Annotated in this window: 15 protein-coding genes; 9 read left to right on the top strand and 6 right to left on the bottom strand. The window is 47.0% G+C overall.

Annotated elements, in window-relative coordinates; translation table 11 throughout:
- Positions 1-66: 66 nt before the first annotated feature.
- Positions 67-273, bottom strand: a complete 207-nt coding sequence (locus L1D44_RS02035) for a YheV family putative zinc ribbon protein (protein ID WP_239888608.1) — start codon at positions 271-273, stop codon at positions 67-69.
- Between the two features lie 152 nt (positions 274-425).
- Here L1D44_RS02035 and L1D44_RS02030 point away from each other — a divergent pair, with 152 nt between their 5' ends.
- Entirely contained in the window at positions 426-2,336 is a 1,911-nt protein-coding gene (locus tag L1D44_RS02030; RefSeq protein WP_239888680.1) for an ABC transporter ATP-binding protein, read from the top strand.
- 80 nt (positions 2,337-2,416) lie between these two features.
- Positions 2,417-2,869 carry a TIGR02444 family protein gene (locus L1D44_RS02025; protein WP_239888607.1) on the top strand — a complete coding sequence of 151 codons (453 nt, stop codon included), beginning with the start codon at positions 2,417-2,419 and terminating at the stop codon, positions 2,867-2,869.
- A 57-nt stretch (positions 2,870-2,926) separates the two neighbouring features.
- Here the strand turns inward: L1D44_RS02025 and L1D44_RS02020 are convergent, their stop codons facing one another.
- Both L1D44_RS02020 and L1D44_RS02015 read right to left on the bottom strand, forming a co-directional pair.
- Positions 2,927-4,516, bottom strand: coding sequence for a GMC family oxidoreductase (locus L1D44_RS02020; protein WP_239888606.1), 1,590 nt, complete (start codon positions 4,514-4,516; stop codon positions 2,927-2,929).
- Positions 4,517-4,558: 42 nt separating this feature from the next.
- Positions 4,559-5,074, bottom strand: a complete 516-nt coding sequence (locus L1D44_RS02015) for a TAT leader-containing periplasmic protein (RefSeq protein ID WP_239888605.1) — start codon at positions 5,072-5,074, stop codon at positions 4,559-4,561.
- Between the two features lie 166 nt (positions 5,075-5,240).
- Here L1D44_RS02015 and L1D44_RS02010 point away from each other — a divergent pair, with 166 nt between their 5' ends.
- The 3 genes from L1D44_RS02010 (at position 5,241) to L1D44_RS02000 (ending at position 7,487) form a co-directional block, all read left to right on the top strand.
- Positions 5,241-6,221 carry a hydrolase gene (locus L1D44_RS02010; protein ID WP_239888604.1) on the top strand — a complete coding sequence of 327 codons (981 nt, stop codon included), beginning with the start codon at positions 5,241-5,243 and terminating at the stop codon, positions 6,219-6,221.
- The gene (locus L1D44_RS02005; RefSeq protein ID WP_220768654.1) at positions 6,215-6,469 is read left to right on the top strand and encodes a YheU family protein; all 255 of its coding nucleotides are present in this window, start codon (positions 6,215-6,217) and stop codon (positions 6,467-6,469) included. The genes L1D44_RS02010 and L1D44_RS02005 overlap by 7 nt, the downstream gene beginning before the upstream one ends.
- 130 nt (positions 6,470-6,599) lie before the next feature.
- Positions 6,600-7,487 carry a phosphoribulokinase gene (locus L1D44_RS02000; protein WP_239888603.1) on the top strand — a complete coding sequence of 296 codons (888 nt, stop codon included), beginning with the start codon at positions 6,600-6,602 and terminating at the stop codon, positions 7,485-7,487.
- Positions 7,488-7,929: 442 nt separating this feature from the next.
- Here L1D44_RS02000 and L1D44_RS01995 read toward each other — a convergent pair whose 3' ends face one another.
- A complete protein-coding gene (locus tag L1D44_RS01995; RefSeq protein WP_239888602.1) occupies positions 7,930-8,712 on the bottom strand; it encodes a tetratricopeptide repeat protein in 783 nt (260 codons plus the stop codon).
- 455 nt (positions 8,713-9,167) lie between these two features.
- Here L1D44_RS01995 and crp point away from each other — a divergent pair, with 455 nt between their 5' ends.
- The 4 genes from crp (at position 9,168) to L1D44_RS01975 (ending at position 12,342) form a co-directional block, all read left to right on the top strand.
- Positions 9,168-9,803: a cAMP-activated global transcriptional regulator CRP gene (gene crp, locus L1D44_RS01990; RefSeq protein ID WP_012156707.1), complete on the top strand. Its 636-nt coding sequence runs from the start codon at positions 9,168-9,170 to the stop codon at positions 9,801-9,803.
- Between the two features lie 110 nt (positions 9,804-9,913).
- On the top strand, positions 9,914-10,222 hold the full coding sequence (locus L1D44_RS01985; protein ID WP_239888679.1) for a hypothetical protein: 309 nt from the start codon (positions 9,914-9,916) through the stop codon (positions 10,220-10,222).
- A gap of 123 nt (positions 10,223-10,345) precedes the next feature.
- Positions 10,346-11,020, top strand: coding sequence for a response regulator transcription factor (locus L1D44_RS01980; protein WP_202720981.1), 675 nt, complete (start codon positions 10,346-10,348; stop codon positions 11,018-11,020).
- Positions 11,017-12,342, top strand: a complete 1,326-nt coding sequence (locus L1D44_RS01975) for an ATP-binding protein (protein WP_239888601.1) — start codon at positions 11,017-11,019, stop codon at positions 12,340-12,342. The genes L1D44_RS01980 and L1D44_RS01975 overlap by 4 nt, the downstream gene beginning before the upstream one ends.
- A gap of 67 nt (positions 12,343-12,409) precedes the next feature.
- Here the strand turns inward: L1D44_RS01975 and L1D44_RS01970 are convergent, their stop codons facing one another.
- Together L1D44_RS01970 and astD are read right to left on the bottom strand one after the other, a co-directional pair.
- Positions 12,410-13,210: a DUF1338 domain-containing protein gene (locus L1D44_RS01970; RefSeq protein ID WP_239888600.1), complete on the bottom strand. Its 801-nt coding sequence runs from the start codon at positions 13,208-13,210 to the stop codon at positions 12,410-12,412.
- A gap of 133 nt (positions 13,211-13,343) precedes the next feature.
- Positions 13,344-14,804, bottom strand: a complete 1,461-nt coding sequence (gene astD, locus L1D44_RS01965) for a succinylglutamate-semialdehyde dehydrogenase (protein WP_239888599.1) — start codon at positions 14,802-14,804, stop codon at positions 13,344-13,346.
- Between the last annotated feature and the right edge of the window lie 7 nt (positions 14,805-14,811).

Genomic DNA, 14,811 nt, shown 5'->3' with positions numbered 1-14,811 from the left:
AATATAAACACCAAGATATACAACTGTACAGCTCACTGAGAGTGTATTTAGGCAAGCCTCCACTGGCTAATCTGGAGTAAATACGCCAATTACCGCACCCGTGGCCTTCTTTGCCACTTTCTCTTCGGTCTGTTGTTCACGATAGTCACAGTCAACACACTCAACCGTCTCTACACCATTTTCCCTAAATAGCACGATAGACTCTTTAGCCTGACACTTAGGGCACTTAGCGCCAGCCACGAAACGTTTTTTCACTTTTTTAGTTGTTGTCATGATTTTACTTCCAGTCCATATATGCCTAACATTTTGCCATAAAAGCTGCGCCATGACCGTATTTTTCCCCGATGCGCATAGAAGTCGCTATGCCTTCTAGGCTATTATCACTCCCCAATATTTGCGCTAACTCAGACTTTAAGCCGACTTCAATGATCACCATCACTCAAGCTCAACTCATTCGTGGCTCGAAAACCTTGCTCGATGAAACTTCGTTAACTGTCTACCCAGGCCACAAGGTCGGTCTAGTCGGTGCTAACGGTAGCGGCAAGTCGTCGCTACTGGCACTAATTATGGGCAAGATTAGCCTAGATAAAGGCGAATTCAGTCTGCCTAGCGGCTGGCAGATCGCCACAGTGGCGCAGGAGACTCCGGCACTTGAAGTTGCAGCAATCGAATATGTGATCGATGGTGATACCGAGTATCGACAGCTTGAGTCAGAATTACATGCAGCCCAAGAAGCCGATGACGGTCATAAAATTGCCCTACTTCACGGAAAAATCGACGCCATTGGTGGCTACGCGATTCATTCTAGAGCGGCGAGCCTATTAGCGGGTCTAGGTTTTAGTGAGCAAGAACAGGGCAATCCGGTGAAGAGCTTCTCCGGTGGTTGGCGTATGCGCCTTAACTTGGCTCAGGCCCTGTTGTGCCGCTCAGATCTACTGTTACTCGATGAGCCAACCAACCACTTAGACTTAGACACCATGTATTGGTTAGAAGGTTGGATTAAAGCCTACCAAGGCACACTGATTCTGATCAGTCACGACCGTGACTTTATCGACGGTATCGTTGATGAAATCGTTCATGTCGAAAACACTAAGCTGAACTACTACAAAGGCAACTATACCTCTTTCGAGCGTATTCGTGCCGAGCGTATGGCCCAGCAACAGGTGGCCTTTGAGCGTCAACAGAAAGAGCGTGCTCATATGCAGTCTTTTGTCGACCGCTTCCGCTATAAAGCCAGTAAGGCGAAGCAAGCCCAGAGCCGCCTAAAAGCACTTGAACGTATGACCGAGCTGCTGCCATCACAGGCGGACAGCCCGTTTCATATGGCCTTTAGAGAACCGGAAGCGCTGCCAAATCCACTGGTGACCATGGAGCAGGTTTCTATCGGTTACGGTGAAACCGAGATCCTTAAGAAGGTGCACCTCAACTTAGTGCCTGGTGCTCGCATCGGTTTACTTGGCCGCAACGGCGCCGGTAAGTCGACCTTAGTGAAGCTACTTTCTGGTGAGCTTTCGCCAATGAAAGGGAAATATGAGACCAATCCAGGCTTAAACATCGGTTACTTTGCCCAGCACCAGCTGGAATTTTTAAGCCTAGATGACTCACCACTGCAACACTTAGTGCGTCTCGCCCCTAACACTAAGGAGCAGGAGCTACGTAATTTCCTAGGCGGATATGGCTTTAATGGCGATATGGCACTGGCGCCGGTGCGCCCTTTCTCTGGCGGTGAAAAGGCCCGCTTAGTGCTAGCACTGTTGGTATGGCAGCGCCCTAATCTATTACTACTCGATGAACCAACCAACCACTTAGACCTAGAGATGCGCCATGCGCTGACCATGGCACTGCAAACCTTCAAAGGCGCCATGATTATCGTCTCCCACGATAGACACTTACTGCGCCTAAGTTGTAGCGACTACTACCTTGTTGACCAAGGCGAAGTAAAAAGCTTCGACGGCGATCTCGATGATTATCATCAGTGGCTGCTCGATGCCGCTAAGACCGCCGGTAAGTCAGAAGAAGCCGAACTCGCTAAACCCGTTCAAGATAAGAAGCTACAGAAGCGCTTAGAGGCTGAGCTGAGACAGAAGCTGTCACCGCTCAAAAAGGTACAGACTAAGCTTGAGAAAGATCAACAAAAAGCAAACGAGCGCCTAAAAGAGCTTGAAGAGATGCTGGCCGACACCAGTCTTTATGATGCCGATAACAAGGCGAAACTCACTCAAGTACTTGCCGAGCGTACATCGCTGACTCAAGGGCTAGAAGAGAGTGAGATGGAGTGGTTAGAGATCCAAGAAGAGATCGAAACCATAGAGCAGAGCGTTCGCGCCGAAGCCTAATTTAGTGAGCAATACTAGGGGAGCATGGCTCCCCTTTTTGTTACCCTCACCTATAATGGATAACCAGAAGGTCTACCCCTATGACATTGTCTAACCCTATTACTCCAAGCTTGTGGCATGATTGCGATAGCCTCTACATGGCGCATCAGACTCTGTTCTTGCAGTTACAGGATGACCACCAGCTCAATGTCAATTTGTTGCTATTAACCCTATGGCTGGATAAACATCACTACTCGCTTGCAAAGCCACAATGGCAAACACTGCAACAAGCGACTCTCACTTGGGAGCAAAAGTTGCTGATTCCCTACAGGCAGTTAAGACGCCAAAGTAAGGCCCTACTTGAAACTGAAGAATACCAACAGATGTTAAAGCTTGAGCTGATGCTGGAGCGAAAATCTCAGGTGATGATTTTAAAGACTCTGCAATCTATGTCGGTTAAGGCGGGAACAAATACCAATAACGCTAACCTCAGCCAATATTTAGCCCTGTTTGACCTCGATAGCCGCGACTTTCCATCATTGCAAATAAGCTAGCATCACAATAAAAAAGCGAGCCAATGCTCGCTTTCATTATAAAAAGGCTCAACGCCTTTAACTAACTTTAAGCTTCTGCGCCAATCGAGTCGCGTTTCTCGCGGTAATACCATAGATAGATAGCTGCGGATTAGCCCCTAGACTCGTTGGAAATATCGAGCCATCCATCACTGATAGGTTATCGAAGTAGTGTGACTCACCAAAGCTGTTCACCATCGACAACTTAGGGTCTTCTCCCATTGGACAGCCGCCCATCACATGGGCCGATGCAACAACGGTTTTCAAAGGCGCTAAATCCATCTCACTGATCACTTTTTTAGCCTCACTCCAGCTCGAAAGATAGGGCATCCCCTCGCTTATCGGTAACACTTGCTGTGCACCGGCTGCAAATTGCAGCTCAGCCATACTAGCAAACGCGCGCCTTGCCGCTCGCCAAAATGCATCGGTTAACGGGTAATCGAGAGTGAAGCCACTGTCTGTCAACTTCACCTGCCCTCCCTGGCTATTGTCATGATAACCATCCCTTACCAGTGCGATAGTGACCTGTAGCTGATTAAACTTCTCCATCAGCTGGGCATGGCTCTGACCATAACCAAGGGTTTTAGAAGCGATCAAAATCGGGTGAATTGGCGGGACTTCAAGCTTATAACCGAGCTCACCATCGGCACCGTCTTGCCAGACAAACTCATCGGAATAGATAGATTGAGGCGCACCACTATGACCATTGATTGGATCGCTAAACACCGCGCCGCTCAAAAGAGTGGGATGCAGGAAGGTGCGCTTGCCAATGATTTCATAGGGGTCAGGCAGCTTAGAGCGCAGCATGATAGTTGGTGTGTGGATAGCGCCTGCAGCCAAGATATAGTGCTTTGCCTTAAACATCAGCTCAACCGGAAGCGGCTTCATATTGTTATCGACCGCTTGGGCCTTTAACGCAAAAATCTTGTCGTTATGATGCTCAAGCTTGAGAACCTGAGCCTGACTCACCAGTGTCGCACCACGCTCCAGTGCTGCAGGAATGGTAGTAACTAACATAGATTGCTTAGCATTGACCGGACAGCCCATGCCGCAATAACCAGTATTCCAGCAGCCCAGTACATTGCGCTTAATGACTGTATGTTCCCAACCTAACTTCTCGCAGCCGTGCTTCAACGCCTGATTATTACGGTTAGGCTCGTAAGCCCATTCGCTGATATTAAGCCGCTGCTCCATCTTCTCAAACCAAGGGTCTAACTCGGCGCGAGACAGGCCTGCAACCGTTTTAGCCTGAGCCCAATAATCCAGCGCTGGCTTTGGAGTACGAATCGAAGTTGTCCAGTTAACGGTTGTGGAACCACCTACGGCGCGCCCCTGAAAAATTCCGATGGCCTTATCTGTGGTCTTCATTCCTGCCGCTTGCTGGTAGAGATCGGGATAGGCGACTCGCTCCTCCATCACAAAGTCTTTCGATGACTTTAGCTGACCAGCCTCAACGATAATCACCGACAATCCTGCTTCGGTAAGAATTTCTGCCGCAACACCGCCCCCTGCACCACTGCCGACAATCACCACATCGGCCTCTAAGGTTTGATTTTCAGTGAGCTTAGCCGCATTAATATGGCTCCAACCGGAATCGAGCCCAGTAACAATTGGATCTTCAATAGCCATAAATACTCCCCTTTCCGGTCAGATGAGTCTTAACCAATAACTTCACTTCATATCCTCAAGAAATGTCGGTTTCGCGTAATGCAATCGACTCCAGTGTTCAGGGCTTGAATAATAGCTCGCCATCACTAGCTCTCTTAACCCCTGATAGGCAGTCACCATCATATCCATGAAGCTGGTACGCCAACTCTGCAGCATCTCTATCAAGTCGGCTTGATTACGCATCATCAAAGGCGTCATGCTGCCGGTTAAAATCAATAAGCCAAGTCGCCCCTCTAACATCTCAAGAAGTTGCTCTAGTTCGTCAAAGGAGTCTTGGGGAAGGATGGAGATGGTATGCTCGATAGCATCTAGAGTTCGATTTATCGAATCGCGTTTTAAGGTTGCAACATCGGGGAGTGCTCCATCGAGAAAGACAGGAACGAGCACGCTAAATAACAGACGGTGTTTGTCATCGAGTTCTTTATTGACGCCAACATAATCTGACGAGTAATAATTTACTCCCAGCGCTAAGCAAGCCGTACCTGCTAATGCGGTTGTGATAAAGGTCCGTCGCTCCATCGAGTCCTCTCATTGTTATTATGAATTTTATGGCGGCAAAACTGCGCGGCCCTAGCGCTTACAACGACAAACAAAGCGAATAAAAGACCTGTATAAAATCTGTGTTACACTCTGCAGACAATAACAATTAAACATACGTTTTAATTTTCAGCAATAGCCAATTACTATGAGTCAGATATTTTCCCCCCCTTGGTGGGCCAAAAATCCCCATATCCAAACGATTCTACCCGTGCTAACCAAAGTGGACAAACCACAGCTTAGACGTGAGCGATTAGAGCTTAGCGACGGTGACTTTATCGATCTCGACTGGCAAGGCTCCCCAAAGGAGAGTCAGCCGATCTTGGTGATAATTCATGGCTTAGAAGGAAGTGCACAATCCCATTATGCACGGCGTATGTTAGCGGCCTGTAAGGCGTTAGACTTATGTGCTGTAGTGCATCACCATCGCAGCTGCTCCGGAGAACTCAATCGTCTCGTGAGAGGCTACCACAGTGGCGACACTCAAGATCTACAAACCAGCTTGAATCACCTAAAGACGCAATATCCTGGCAGCCGCTTACTTGCGGCGGGCTATAGCCTAGGCGGCAATGTGTTAGTTAAGTATCAGGGTGAGCAACAAGATAGTAGCCTTATTGACAGAGGCGTTGCCATCTCGGCGCCACTGCAGCTTGGCTCCTGCGCCAATCGACTTGAGAAAGGCTTCTCAAAAGTTTACCAAAGCTATCTGATTAAACAGTTACAAGAGAAGATGCGTGGGAAAATAGCCAAACCTGAATTACAGCCCTTAATGCCAATCAATAAAAGGGACATTGAGCGGCTAACAACCTTTTATGCCTTCGATGATAAGATCACCGCACCGCTACACGGTTTTACCGATGTTGATGACTACTATACTCGCGCCAGTGGCTTACCTTACTTACGTCAGATCACTAAGCCGACCTTAGTCATTCACGCTAAAGATGATCCCTTTATGACGCACGCAGTGATCCCATCAAAGGCACAGCTATCCGATCAGGTACACTACGAGCTGCACGAAAATGGTGGTCATGTGGGCTTTATCGATGGTGGTAGTCCGTGGCGACCGCAGTATTATCTTGAAAAACGCGTATTAAACTTTTTAACCTCATTGGAAACATCAGTATGTTAGTGCCTTATGAGTCTTTAACTCAGTTACCTAGCGAGACTTTTGACAACCTCATTAAAGAGTACCTTATCAGCCAAGTCGAAGATGGCAGCTTTTCTGGTGATGGTGAACATAGTATGGATAGAGCCATAGTTCAGTGCAGGGCCGCACTCAAACAGGGGATCTTAGTGGTTGAATATAACGAGGAAGAGGAATCCATCGGCATCAGACGCAAAGAAGATATCGTCTATCAAGAGAGTGATTACGATTAAATTGACCTAAGCGAAGCGAGTCCGTATAACTTAAGATACTGAACCGCAATCTGCTTACCTGAGTCACTATAGTTAGCCTTTTAGGCTAGTGTACAGGTGATAGTTAACTATCTATATTTTGGGTAAAAAAATGTCAGCGAAACATCCGATCATTGCAGTAACTGGCTCCTCTGGTGCAGGCACGACGACCACGACAACCGCATTCAATCATATCTTTAGACAACTCGGCATCAATGCCGCGATTGTGGAAGGCGACAGCTTTCATCATTTCACCCGCCCAGAAATGGCGGTGATGATCCGTAAAGAGAAGACCGAGAATCGAAATATTAGCTATTTCGGTCCGGAAGCGAATGACTTTAACCGTCTTGAGCAGTGTTTCAGCGATTACAGTAATACTGGACAAGGTGAGACTCGCGCTTATTTACACACCTTCGATGAAGCAGTGCCCTTTAACCAGATGCCTGGCACTTTTACCCAATGGCACCCACTGCCTGAAAATACCGATATGCTCTATTACGAGGGGCTTCATGGTGGTGTTGTCACCGATGACTGTGACGTCGCCCAACATGTGGATCTGCTTATCGGCATGGTGCCGATTGTTAACCTTGAATGGATTCAGAAGATTATCCGAGATACGTCGGAGCGTGGCCACAGTCGTGAAAAGGTGATGGATTCAATCGTACGCAGTATGGACGATTATATTAACCATATGACACCACAGTTTTCTCGCACCCATATTAACTTCCAGCGCGTGCCCACGGTAGATACCTCAAATCCATTTAGCGCTAAGAGCATTCCAACCTTAGATGAAAGCTTTGTGGTGATCCGTTTTCGCGGCATAAAAAATGTCGACTTTCCCTACTACCTAAAAATGATCCAAGGCTCATTTATGTCACGCATGAATACATTAGTCGTACCCGGTGGCAAGATGTCCCTAGCCATGGAGCTTATCCTGACCCCATTGGTAAAAGACTTGATGGACAAGCGACTAGAACTTATTGCTCAAGAGGATGAGTAACTTTTACTAAGCCATAACTTATTAAGATTAGTTTAAGCCTGCTTATGTAGACTGCGGCTTATCGGGATTTCAGGCGAAAGAACGATAAGTTAGCGGTCCCTTGGAGGTAAATTCCCCCATCTTGATCTGTTTGTCTTCTTGGGATCGCTAGCTGACTTTTTAGTTTCCCCGCATATAAAGTAAATTCCACTTCAATGCTTGATCTGTTTATTTCCTTGGGATCGCTAGCTGACCTTACAGAGACCCACAAAAGTAAATTCCACATCCATGCTTGATCCGTTTGCTTCCTTGGGAGCGCTGACTGACCACTTCTTAGCTTTCTAATCAAAAGCAAAATTCCACCTGGGTGCTTGTGCTGCTCTTTATATTTTTCAGGTACAAAAAAAGCTCCTATTGAGGAGCTTTCTATTTATCAGTACTGTTCATGAGTAGGATGCAATTACTAATTACCCGTTAGCGGCAACACTTCACGGTAGGGCTCATAGTTTTGATAGCGCTTAAGACGCTGCTTAAACTCTGCCGTTTTACTTTGATCTGTGCTCAAGTTTAATGCCTCAATCGCCTTCTGCTGAGTCGAGATGGCGGCATTGAAATCACCGATTTCGGCATAAGCGGCAGCAAGGTTATCTAAGTTTGTCGGATCTTGCTCATTTGATTCAAGCAGCGCCAATGACAATTCGAGTGCCTTATTACCATTGCGATATTGCGCTTCTGGGCAGGTCGCTAGGATCCAGGCCACATTGCCAAGCGAAACCATATCGCCTACGGCATTAAACTGCTCCACCGCCTTACCGCAATTTCGCTCAATCCCTTGACCACCTGCTGCATAAATAAAACCGAGTCTAAAATTAGCCCACTTGTTTCCCTGTTTGCTCAACTCACTATACCACTGCTCGGCAGTCGAAAGGTCACGTTCGATTAGGCTACCTTCGAATGCTAAATCAGCGATAGTTTGCTGCGCTTTTGCATGGCCAAGCTCGGCGGCTTCGGTGAGCCACTGCACGCCCAAGTCTCTATCTTGTGCGACAAAACGACCTGATAAGTACATTAACCCCAACAGATACTGTGCATCTTTGTCACCCTGGGTCGCTTTGAGTTGAATGTGCGCTAAACGACTTGCTTCTTCTGCGCCTTTAGGCTGCGGAATCGAGAACGCGTTAGCTCCAGTGCTAACGGCTAAAAAAAAGACCACAACAGTATTTAAAATCCAAGGTCTACAATTCACGATAGGCTCCTACAACTCACTAAAAATGACTGTAAATAAGACAAGAATTAACAGTCTCTTTAATATTATTCTTACCCAAGTTAGCCAGAAATTAGCTTGAATGTCGAGTGCAAACAATACAGAATCACTAATGAGAACTATTTCTCTATATAAGAATTCCACTATTAAGAATATTGTATACACGTATAAATCTAATCCTCTGCACATTTGAGGTGAAAATGATTGTAACAAGATGTGATATAAGCCTAATTGTTCACTCAACAATTAGGCTTAGCTGCGGATTCAGTTGACATATATCACTAATGTATCAGAATACGTATATCTAAATGGCTAGACGGCTTTGAGTGGGTAAGTCTAAACTAAGACTTCTATCAAGGTTTTAATAGCTTAATTGACGTAAGATGCTTAATTAGCATATTCTTACTTTATAATGTAATCAGCCGAGGAACATAGGCATGGCTCTGATTGGAAAGCCAAAACCAGATCCTACTTTGGAATGGTTTTTATCACACTGTCACATTCATAAATATCCAGCCAAAAGTACTTTGATCCACGCTGGTGAAGATTCAGATACACTTTACTACATAGTAAAAGGCTCTGTTGCCGTCTTGATTAAAGATGAAGAAGGTAAAGAGATGATTCTTTCTTACCTGAATCAGGGCGACTTTATCGGTGAGCTAGGTTTGTTTGAAGAGCAAGCAGAACGTACAGCATGGGTTCGTGCTAAGCAAGCTTGTGAAATCGCAGAAATCTCTTACAAGAAGTTCAAGCAGTTAATTCAAGTTAACCCTGAAATCTTGATGAAGCTTTCATCTCAGATGGCTTACCGTCTGCACAGCACAAGCCAGAAAGTAGGCGACCTTGCGTTTCTTGATGTTGCTGGAAGAATTGCACAAACTTTGCTTCACCTTGCAAAGCAGCCAGATGCGATGACACATCCAGATGGCATGCAGATCAAGATCACTCGTCAAGAGATTGGCCAAATCGTTGGTTGCTCTCGTGAGACTGTAGGTCGTATCTTGAAAATGCTTGAGGAACAGAACCTTATCCAAGCACACGGTAAAACTATCGTGGTTTACGGAACTCGATAAGCCAGTATTAAGCTCGGTTTAAGACAGCTTCTATAAAGTGGCCTGAGATTATCTCAGGCCATTTTTTTTATTAGGAGTTCAGTGTGAAATTAGCATTATATCTATGCCTTATGGCTGCGATGCTACACCTGCCTGCAGCGGTCGCTAATCAAAAAATTGAAGTTCAGCACTATGAGGCCCAGACCTTAGTTAAAAGCGGTCAAATCCTCTCTCTCGACGTTACCCTTAGCAGCATCCAAGCCATGTGTAATGGCAAGCTCATTGACGCTCACTTATATCAGCAGCAGAGCCAATGGCGCTATGAGGTGCAAATACGTACCTCAAAGGGGCAACTTGTTGATCTCGTGCTCGATGCCAGCACAGGCCAACTGGCAAAACCCGTGCAGCTTCCAGCGAGTTGTAACGCCGAAAAAGTTTAATACTGATTGGTATTATATTGACTTACGAATCAAATCTGTTGCACTGAAGTGGCACTTTTGGGTTAACATGAACCAACTCTGTAAAACGCCTGTCACCCTGCAAGGCACCATTGAGAGCACTCTATGAAATTACTTCTTGTTGAAGATAACACCCTGCTAGTCGAAGAGTTAGTTAAACAGCTTAAGCAAGCTGGCTATGTTACTGATACCACCGATAAAGTCAGTGAAGCTGATTACTTAATCAAAGAAACCAACTATGACTGCGTCATTCTCGATATAGGCCTACCCGATGGTAACGGCTTAGAGCTACTAGAAAGCTGGCGTGAACAAGGTATACACACACCAGTCATCATGTTGACGGCGAGAAGCCAGTGGCATGAGAAAGTCGAAGGCTTTAACTCTGGTGCCGATGATTATCTCGGTAAGCCATTCCACACTCAGGAGCTGCTGGTTCGAATTCAGGCACTCATTCAACGGGCACACGGTAAGGCTAACACGCCGAATAAACAGTTGACCTATGCAGGTGTCGCCTTAGATGAAGGGCAACAGTCGGTGACTGTCGGTGAGCAAACCTTCGAACTGACCGCTATGGAATTTAGATTGCTCAAGATCTTCCTGATGTCACCAAAAAAGCTTTTATCCAAAGCTCAACTCACCGATAAGCTATATCAGTTTGACGATGAGAAAGAGAGTAATGTGGTTGAAGTTTATGTGACGCACCTGCGTAAGAAACTTGGCAAGACCGCCATTGAGACTCGCCGTGGCCAAGGGTATATCTTTCACGGTCTAGCTCAATGATCTCAATCCGTACCAAACTAAGCCTGTGGTTAACGGGCTTAGTGGTAATCGCCACCGCCGTGGGGATTATCTTTTTCGAGTCAATGCTGCGCCAAGCCTTCCACGACTCGATTATCGCCAGATTACAAGAAGACTTACAGCAGGTCCTCCTCGCCACCCACATCGAAGATGGCACCTTTAGCATCGATGAAACTCAGCTTTCTAGCTTCTACCGCCCAGTTTATTCAGGACGCTATTACCAACTCGACCTTCCTGAGCAAGAGTTAAGATCGCGATCGCTGTGGGATCAGCGCCTCGAAGTCGTCGACCTTGAAAAAGGTGAAACCCGAGCCTGGCAGACCAAAGGGCCGCAGAATCACGATATTCAGCTACTCTCTATCGGATTAAAGTCCGACACCTCAGGACTCAGCGCAACCCTTACCGTTGCGCAAGATCTCAGTATCGGTCGTAAGGTCTTCTCTGAGGTCTATGGCACTAAGCTCATCGTAAATTTGGCCATGTTACTGGCAATGATCACCGGTATTTTTTTGGTGCTGCGTCAGTCATTCAAGCCCGTGCACCAGATGAAAGATACTCTGGCAAAATTACGCGAGGGTGAGATCTCATCCTTTGACCTTAACTCTATCCCGCTTGAGTTGCAGCCGTTAGCCAAAAACTACAATGAGCTACTCGCCTATTCCAGTAAGCAGATAGAGCGTAGCCGTAATAATCTCGGTAACTTGAGTCACGGTCTAAAGACACCGCTAGCGGTGATGCAGCAGCAGGTCGAAGCCCTATATCTGAAAGAACCGGAGTCGGCCGAGGCATTACAGAAACAGCTCGATCTCGTGCACAAGATGATTGAAAGAAAACTCGCGGCCGCAAGGATAACTGGTGATATGCTTCCGGCGGCGCAGATGCAACTGCCAAAGGATATCGAAGATTTGGCCCAGACCTTAAATAAGGTTCATCGCACCAAGTCGATTCACTGCCGATTCGATATTCCAAGCAGTATCACCCGACTTCCTATGCACCGTGAAGACGGCATGGAGCTACTCGGTAATTTACTCGATAACGCTTTTAAATGGGCTAGGTCTGAAATTAGAGTCTGTATTAGCAACCATGAGCAACAGCTTAAGCTGAGCATCGAAGATGATGGCCCTGGGGTTGAAACCGAACAGTTGGCTCAACTGACTCATAGGGGTAAACGCCTAGATGAAGCGACCATGGGTCACGGCTTAGGTTTATCGATCGTGAAAGATATTGCCGAGCAATATAAGATTGAACTCAAGTTTGAACACAGTCAGAGCCTACCGGGTCTGAAAGTAACCCTGTTGTTCTGAGCTCACTCATGATCACTCAATAAAAAGCCGGACTCGAGTCCGGCTTTTTTGCATCTAAGTGTAAAAGTTAGCCCTTAACATTAGTGCTTTCGAAAATTTTGTCCGCAGAAGCTGCCACAAAGCCTGTATAAAGTTTTCCGTCCGCTTGGGGATAGCGCAAGGCGAATTCATAAAAACAGCTAGGAATGCTAATCACGGCGTCTGAGAAGCTAACAGGGACCTTATCTGCCATCGTCGATGATTGCTCGAGTAATACCTCTGGAGTTCCCTTCACTTCCCCACCCGAAGCATTCAATACAAAACCTGCAGCCTTTAAGGCATCGTTCACCTCAAAGATGGTGTCGTAACCCGGTAGATGATTAATCGATACCGTGAAGTGATTCGCTCGATAACCAAAAGCCGCCACCCAAGCAGCGTACTCACTCTCAGCCAATAGTGCCTCATAAGTCTTAGTGTCTAGCTCCCAATGGCGACCTGAGTACAAAAAATTGTCGGCCGTGGTCGCTGCCACATCCATCTGCTCAATTAAGCCATTAACGGTAGATTGCAGCTCTTCACTGAACTCTTCCACTAACAATTCAGAGATAAACACCTTTGGTTGAGTCGTATCAGGGTGTTCAAAATGCTTAGCGTTAAGCTTCTTAGCCTCAAATTTGTAATCACCGCAGGCAACATAACCGATAGATTCAAAGTGCGCAGCCAATACTTCAAGATTAACTTTAGCAATATTAAAGGTACGCAGCGCAATGTGATCGTTAATGATAGGCTCACCTTTAGACAGCAATTGATGAACTTTAGCTGCCGAAGGTGTCATCTCGATATAATCTTGCCAAAGCGCTTCAAACAGCGCATTTACATTCGTGTGCATTGTTAACTCCTTTAGGCCAGCGTGTTTATTATTTTATTAAAGTCACGCGGCTGTACACGTTTTAGGGATACGATTTACTTATAAACAAAAGGGAAGCGCCCCGAGCGCTTCCCTTTAATTTTTGTGCTTGAGATTAAATACTCAAACCTGGGCTCAATGTTGCTGGTAGGCTGACCGCATCGGCTTCAACCGAAGCAACTGGGTAGGCACAGTAATCGGCGGCGTAGAACGCGCTCGCTCTGTGGTTACCCGATGCGCCAACACCACCAAATGGCGCGGCACCCGATGCGCCTGTGATCTGCTTATTCCAGTTGACGATCCCCGCACGAATACGCGCAAGGAAATAGTCATAATCTTCACGACTATCGGCCAAAATACCCGCTGACAGACCATATCGGGTCGCGTTAGCTAGCCTGATCGCTTCATCGAAGTCACTGTAACGCACCACTTGCAGCAATGGACCAAAGTACTCCTCATCAGGCAGTTCGATGACGTCTGTCACATCGATAAGACCTGGAGAAACTAAGCCTGTGCCCGCTTCAAGGTGAGTGAGCTCAACTAATGAGGTACCACCTAGGTTCACAAGGTTACGCTGGGCTTCAACCATACCTTTAGCCGCAGCCTCTGAGATCATCGAGCCCATAAATGGCTGAGGCTGAGCGTTCCAAGGGCCAACCTTAATCTGCTTAACCGCTGCCACGAGTTGCTCTAGCAGTGCATCACCTGCCGCACCTTTTTCTACATAGAGTCGACGGGCACAGGTACAGCGCTGGCCAGCTGAAATATATGCTGACTGGATGATGTCGTGAACCGCTGCCTTAGTGTCGGCTACATCCTTGATGATCAGCGGGTTGTTACCGCCCATCTCCAACGCCAAAATCTTACCCGGATCGCCTGCATACTGTTGATGCAAAATATGACCCGTGCGTGAACTACCAGTAAAGAATAGGCCGTCAATCTGTGGATGAGCCGCAAGCGCCTTACCGGTTTCGACTTCGCCTTGAACTAGGTTAATCACACCTTTAGGAAGACCCGCCTTTTCCCATAGCTTAAGCATCAGCTCAGCAACTTTTGGCGTCAGCTCAGATGGCTTAAACACCACAGTGTTACCCGCAAGTAGTGCCGGCACTATGTGACCATTTGGCAAGTGCCCAGGGAAGTTATATGGGCCAAACACGGCAACAACGCCATGTGGCTTATGGCGCAGTACTGCGCGCCCAGCCGGCGTGTCGTTCTCTGTGGTACCTGTACGCTTGTTATAGGCAGCAACAGACAGGCCAATCTTACCTATCATGGCGCCTGCTTCGGTGGCGGTTTCCCACTGAGGCTTACCGGTTTCTTGCGCTATCACTTCCGCCATCTCGGCCTTGTTAGCCTCAAGCTGATCGCGGTAGGCTTCTACAATCGCTAGACGCGCGTCAAAGCCCATCATAAACCAGTCAAACTGGGCATTACGGGCGGCATCGACTGCGGCACCGACCTGCTCTGGCGTCGCGGTGTTGCTGTTCCAAATAACTTCTTGGTTGGCAGGGTTAATCGATGTCACCTCGTGACCTAAACCCGCAACCCACTTACCTTCAATAAATTGTGTCATGTTCTGT

Origin of the sequence: Shewanella sp. Isolate13 (assembly GCF_022398325.1) — a bacterium.
Lineage (GTDB): Bacteria > Pseudomonadota > Gammaproteobacteria > Enterobacterales > Shewanellaceae > Shewanella.
The sequence above is the reverse complement of the archived record's forward strand: the minus strand, read 5'-3'. Positions and strand labels throughout refer to the sequence as shown.

Coding starts and splice junctions, on each gene's coding strand:
- L1D44_RS02030 (WP_239888680.1), top strand. CDS start 426: ATGATCACCATCACTCAAGCTCAACTCATTCGTGGCTCGAAAACCTTG.
- L1D44_RS02010 (WP_239888604.1), top strand. CDS start 5,241: ATGAGTCAGATATTTTCCCCCCCTTGGTGGGCCAAAAATCCCCATATC.
- L1D44_RS01985 (WP_239888679.1), top strand. CDS start 9,914: ATGGCTGCGATGCTACACCTGCCTGCAGCGGTCGCTAATCAAAAAATT.
- L1D44_RS01975 (WP_239888601.1), top strand. CDS start 11,017: ATGATCTCAATCCGTACCAAACTAAGCCTGTGGTTAACGGGCTTAGTG.
- L1D44_RS02000 (WP_239888603.1), top strand. CDS start 6,600: ATGTCAGCGAAACATCCGATCATTGCAGTAACTGGCTCCTCTGGTGCA.
- astD (WP_239888599.1), bottom strand. CDS start 14,804: ATGACACAATTTATTGAAGGTAAGTGGGTTGCGGGTTTAGGTCACGAG.
- L1D44_RS02035 (WP_239888608.1), bottom strand. CDS start 273: ATGACAACAACTAAAAAAGTGAAAAAACGTTTCGTGGCTGGCGCTAAG.
- L1D44_RS02015 (WP_239888605.1), bottom strand. CDS start 5,074: ATGGAGCGACGGACCTTTATCACAACCGCATTAGCAGGTACGGCTTGC.
- L1D44_RS01970 (WP_239888600.1), bottom strand. CDS start 13,210: ATGCACACGAATGTAAATGCGCTGTTTGAAGCGCTTTGGCAAGATTAT.
- L1D44_RS02005 (WP_220768654.1), top strand. CDS start 6,215: ATGTTAGTGCCTTATGAGTCTTTAACTCAGTTACCTAGCGAGACTTTT.
- L1D44_RS02020 (WP_239888606.1), bottom strand. CDS start 4,516: ATGGCTATTGAAGATCCAATTGTTACTGGGCTCGATTCCGGTTGGAGC.
- L1D44_RS01980 (WP_202720981.1), top strand. CDS start 10,346: ATGAAATTACTTCTTGTTGAAGATAACACCCTGCTAGTCGAAGAGTTA.
- crp (WP_012156707.1), top strand. CDS start 9,168: ATGGCTCTGATTGGAAAGCCAAAACCAGATCCTACTTTGGAATGGTTT.
- L1D44_RS02025 (WP_239888607.1), top strand. CDS start 2,417: ATGACATTGTCTAACCCTATTACTCCAAGCTTGTGGCATGATTGCGAT.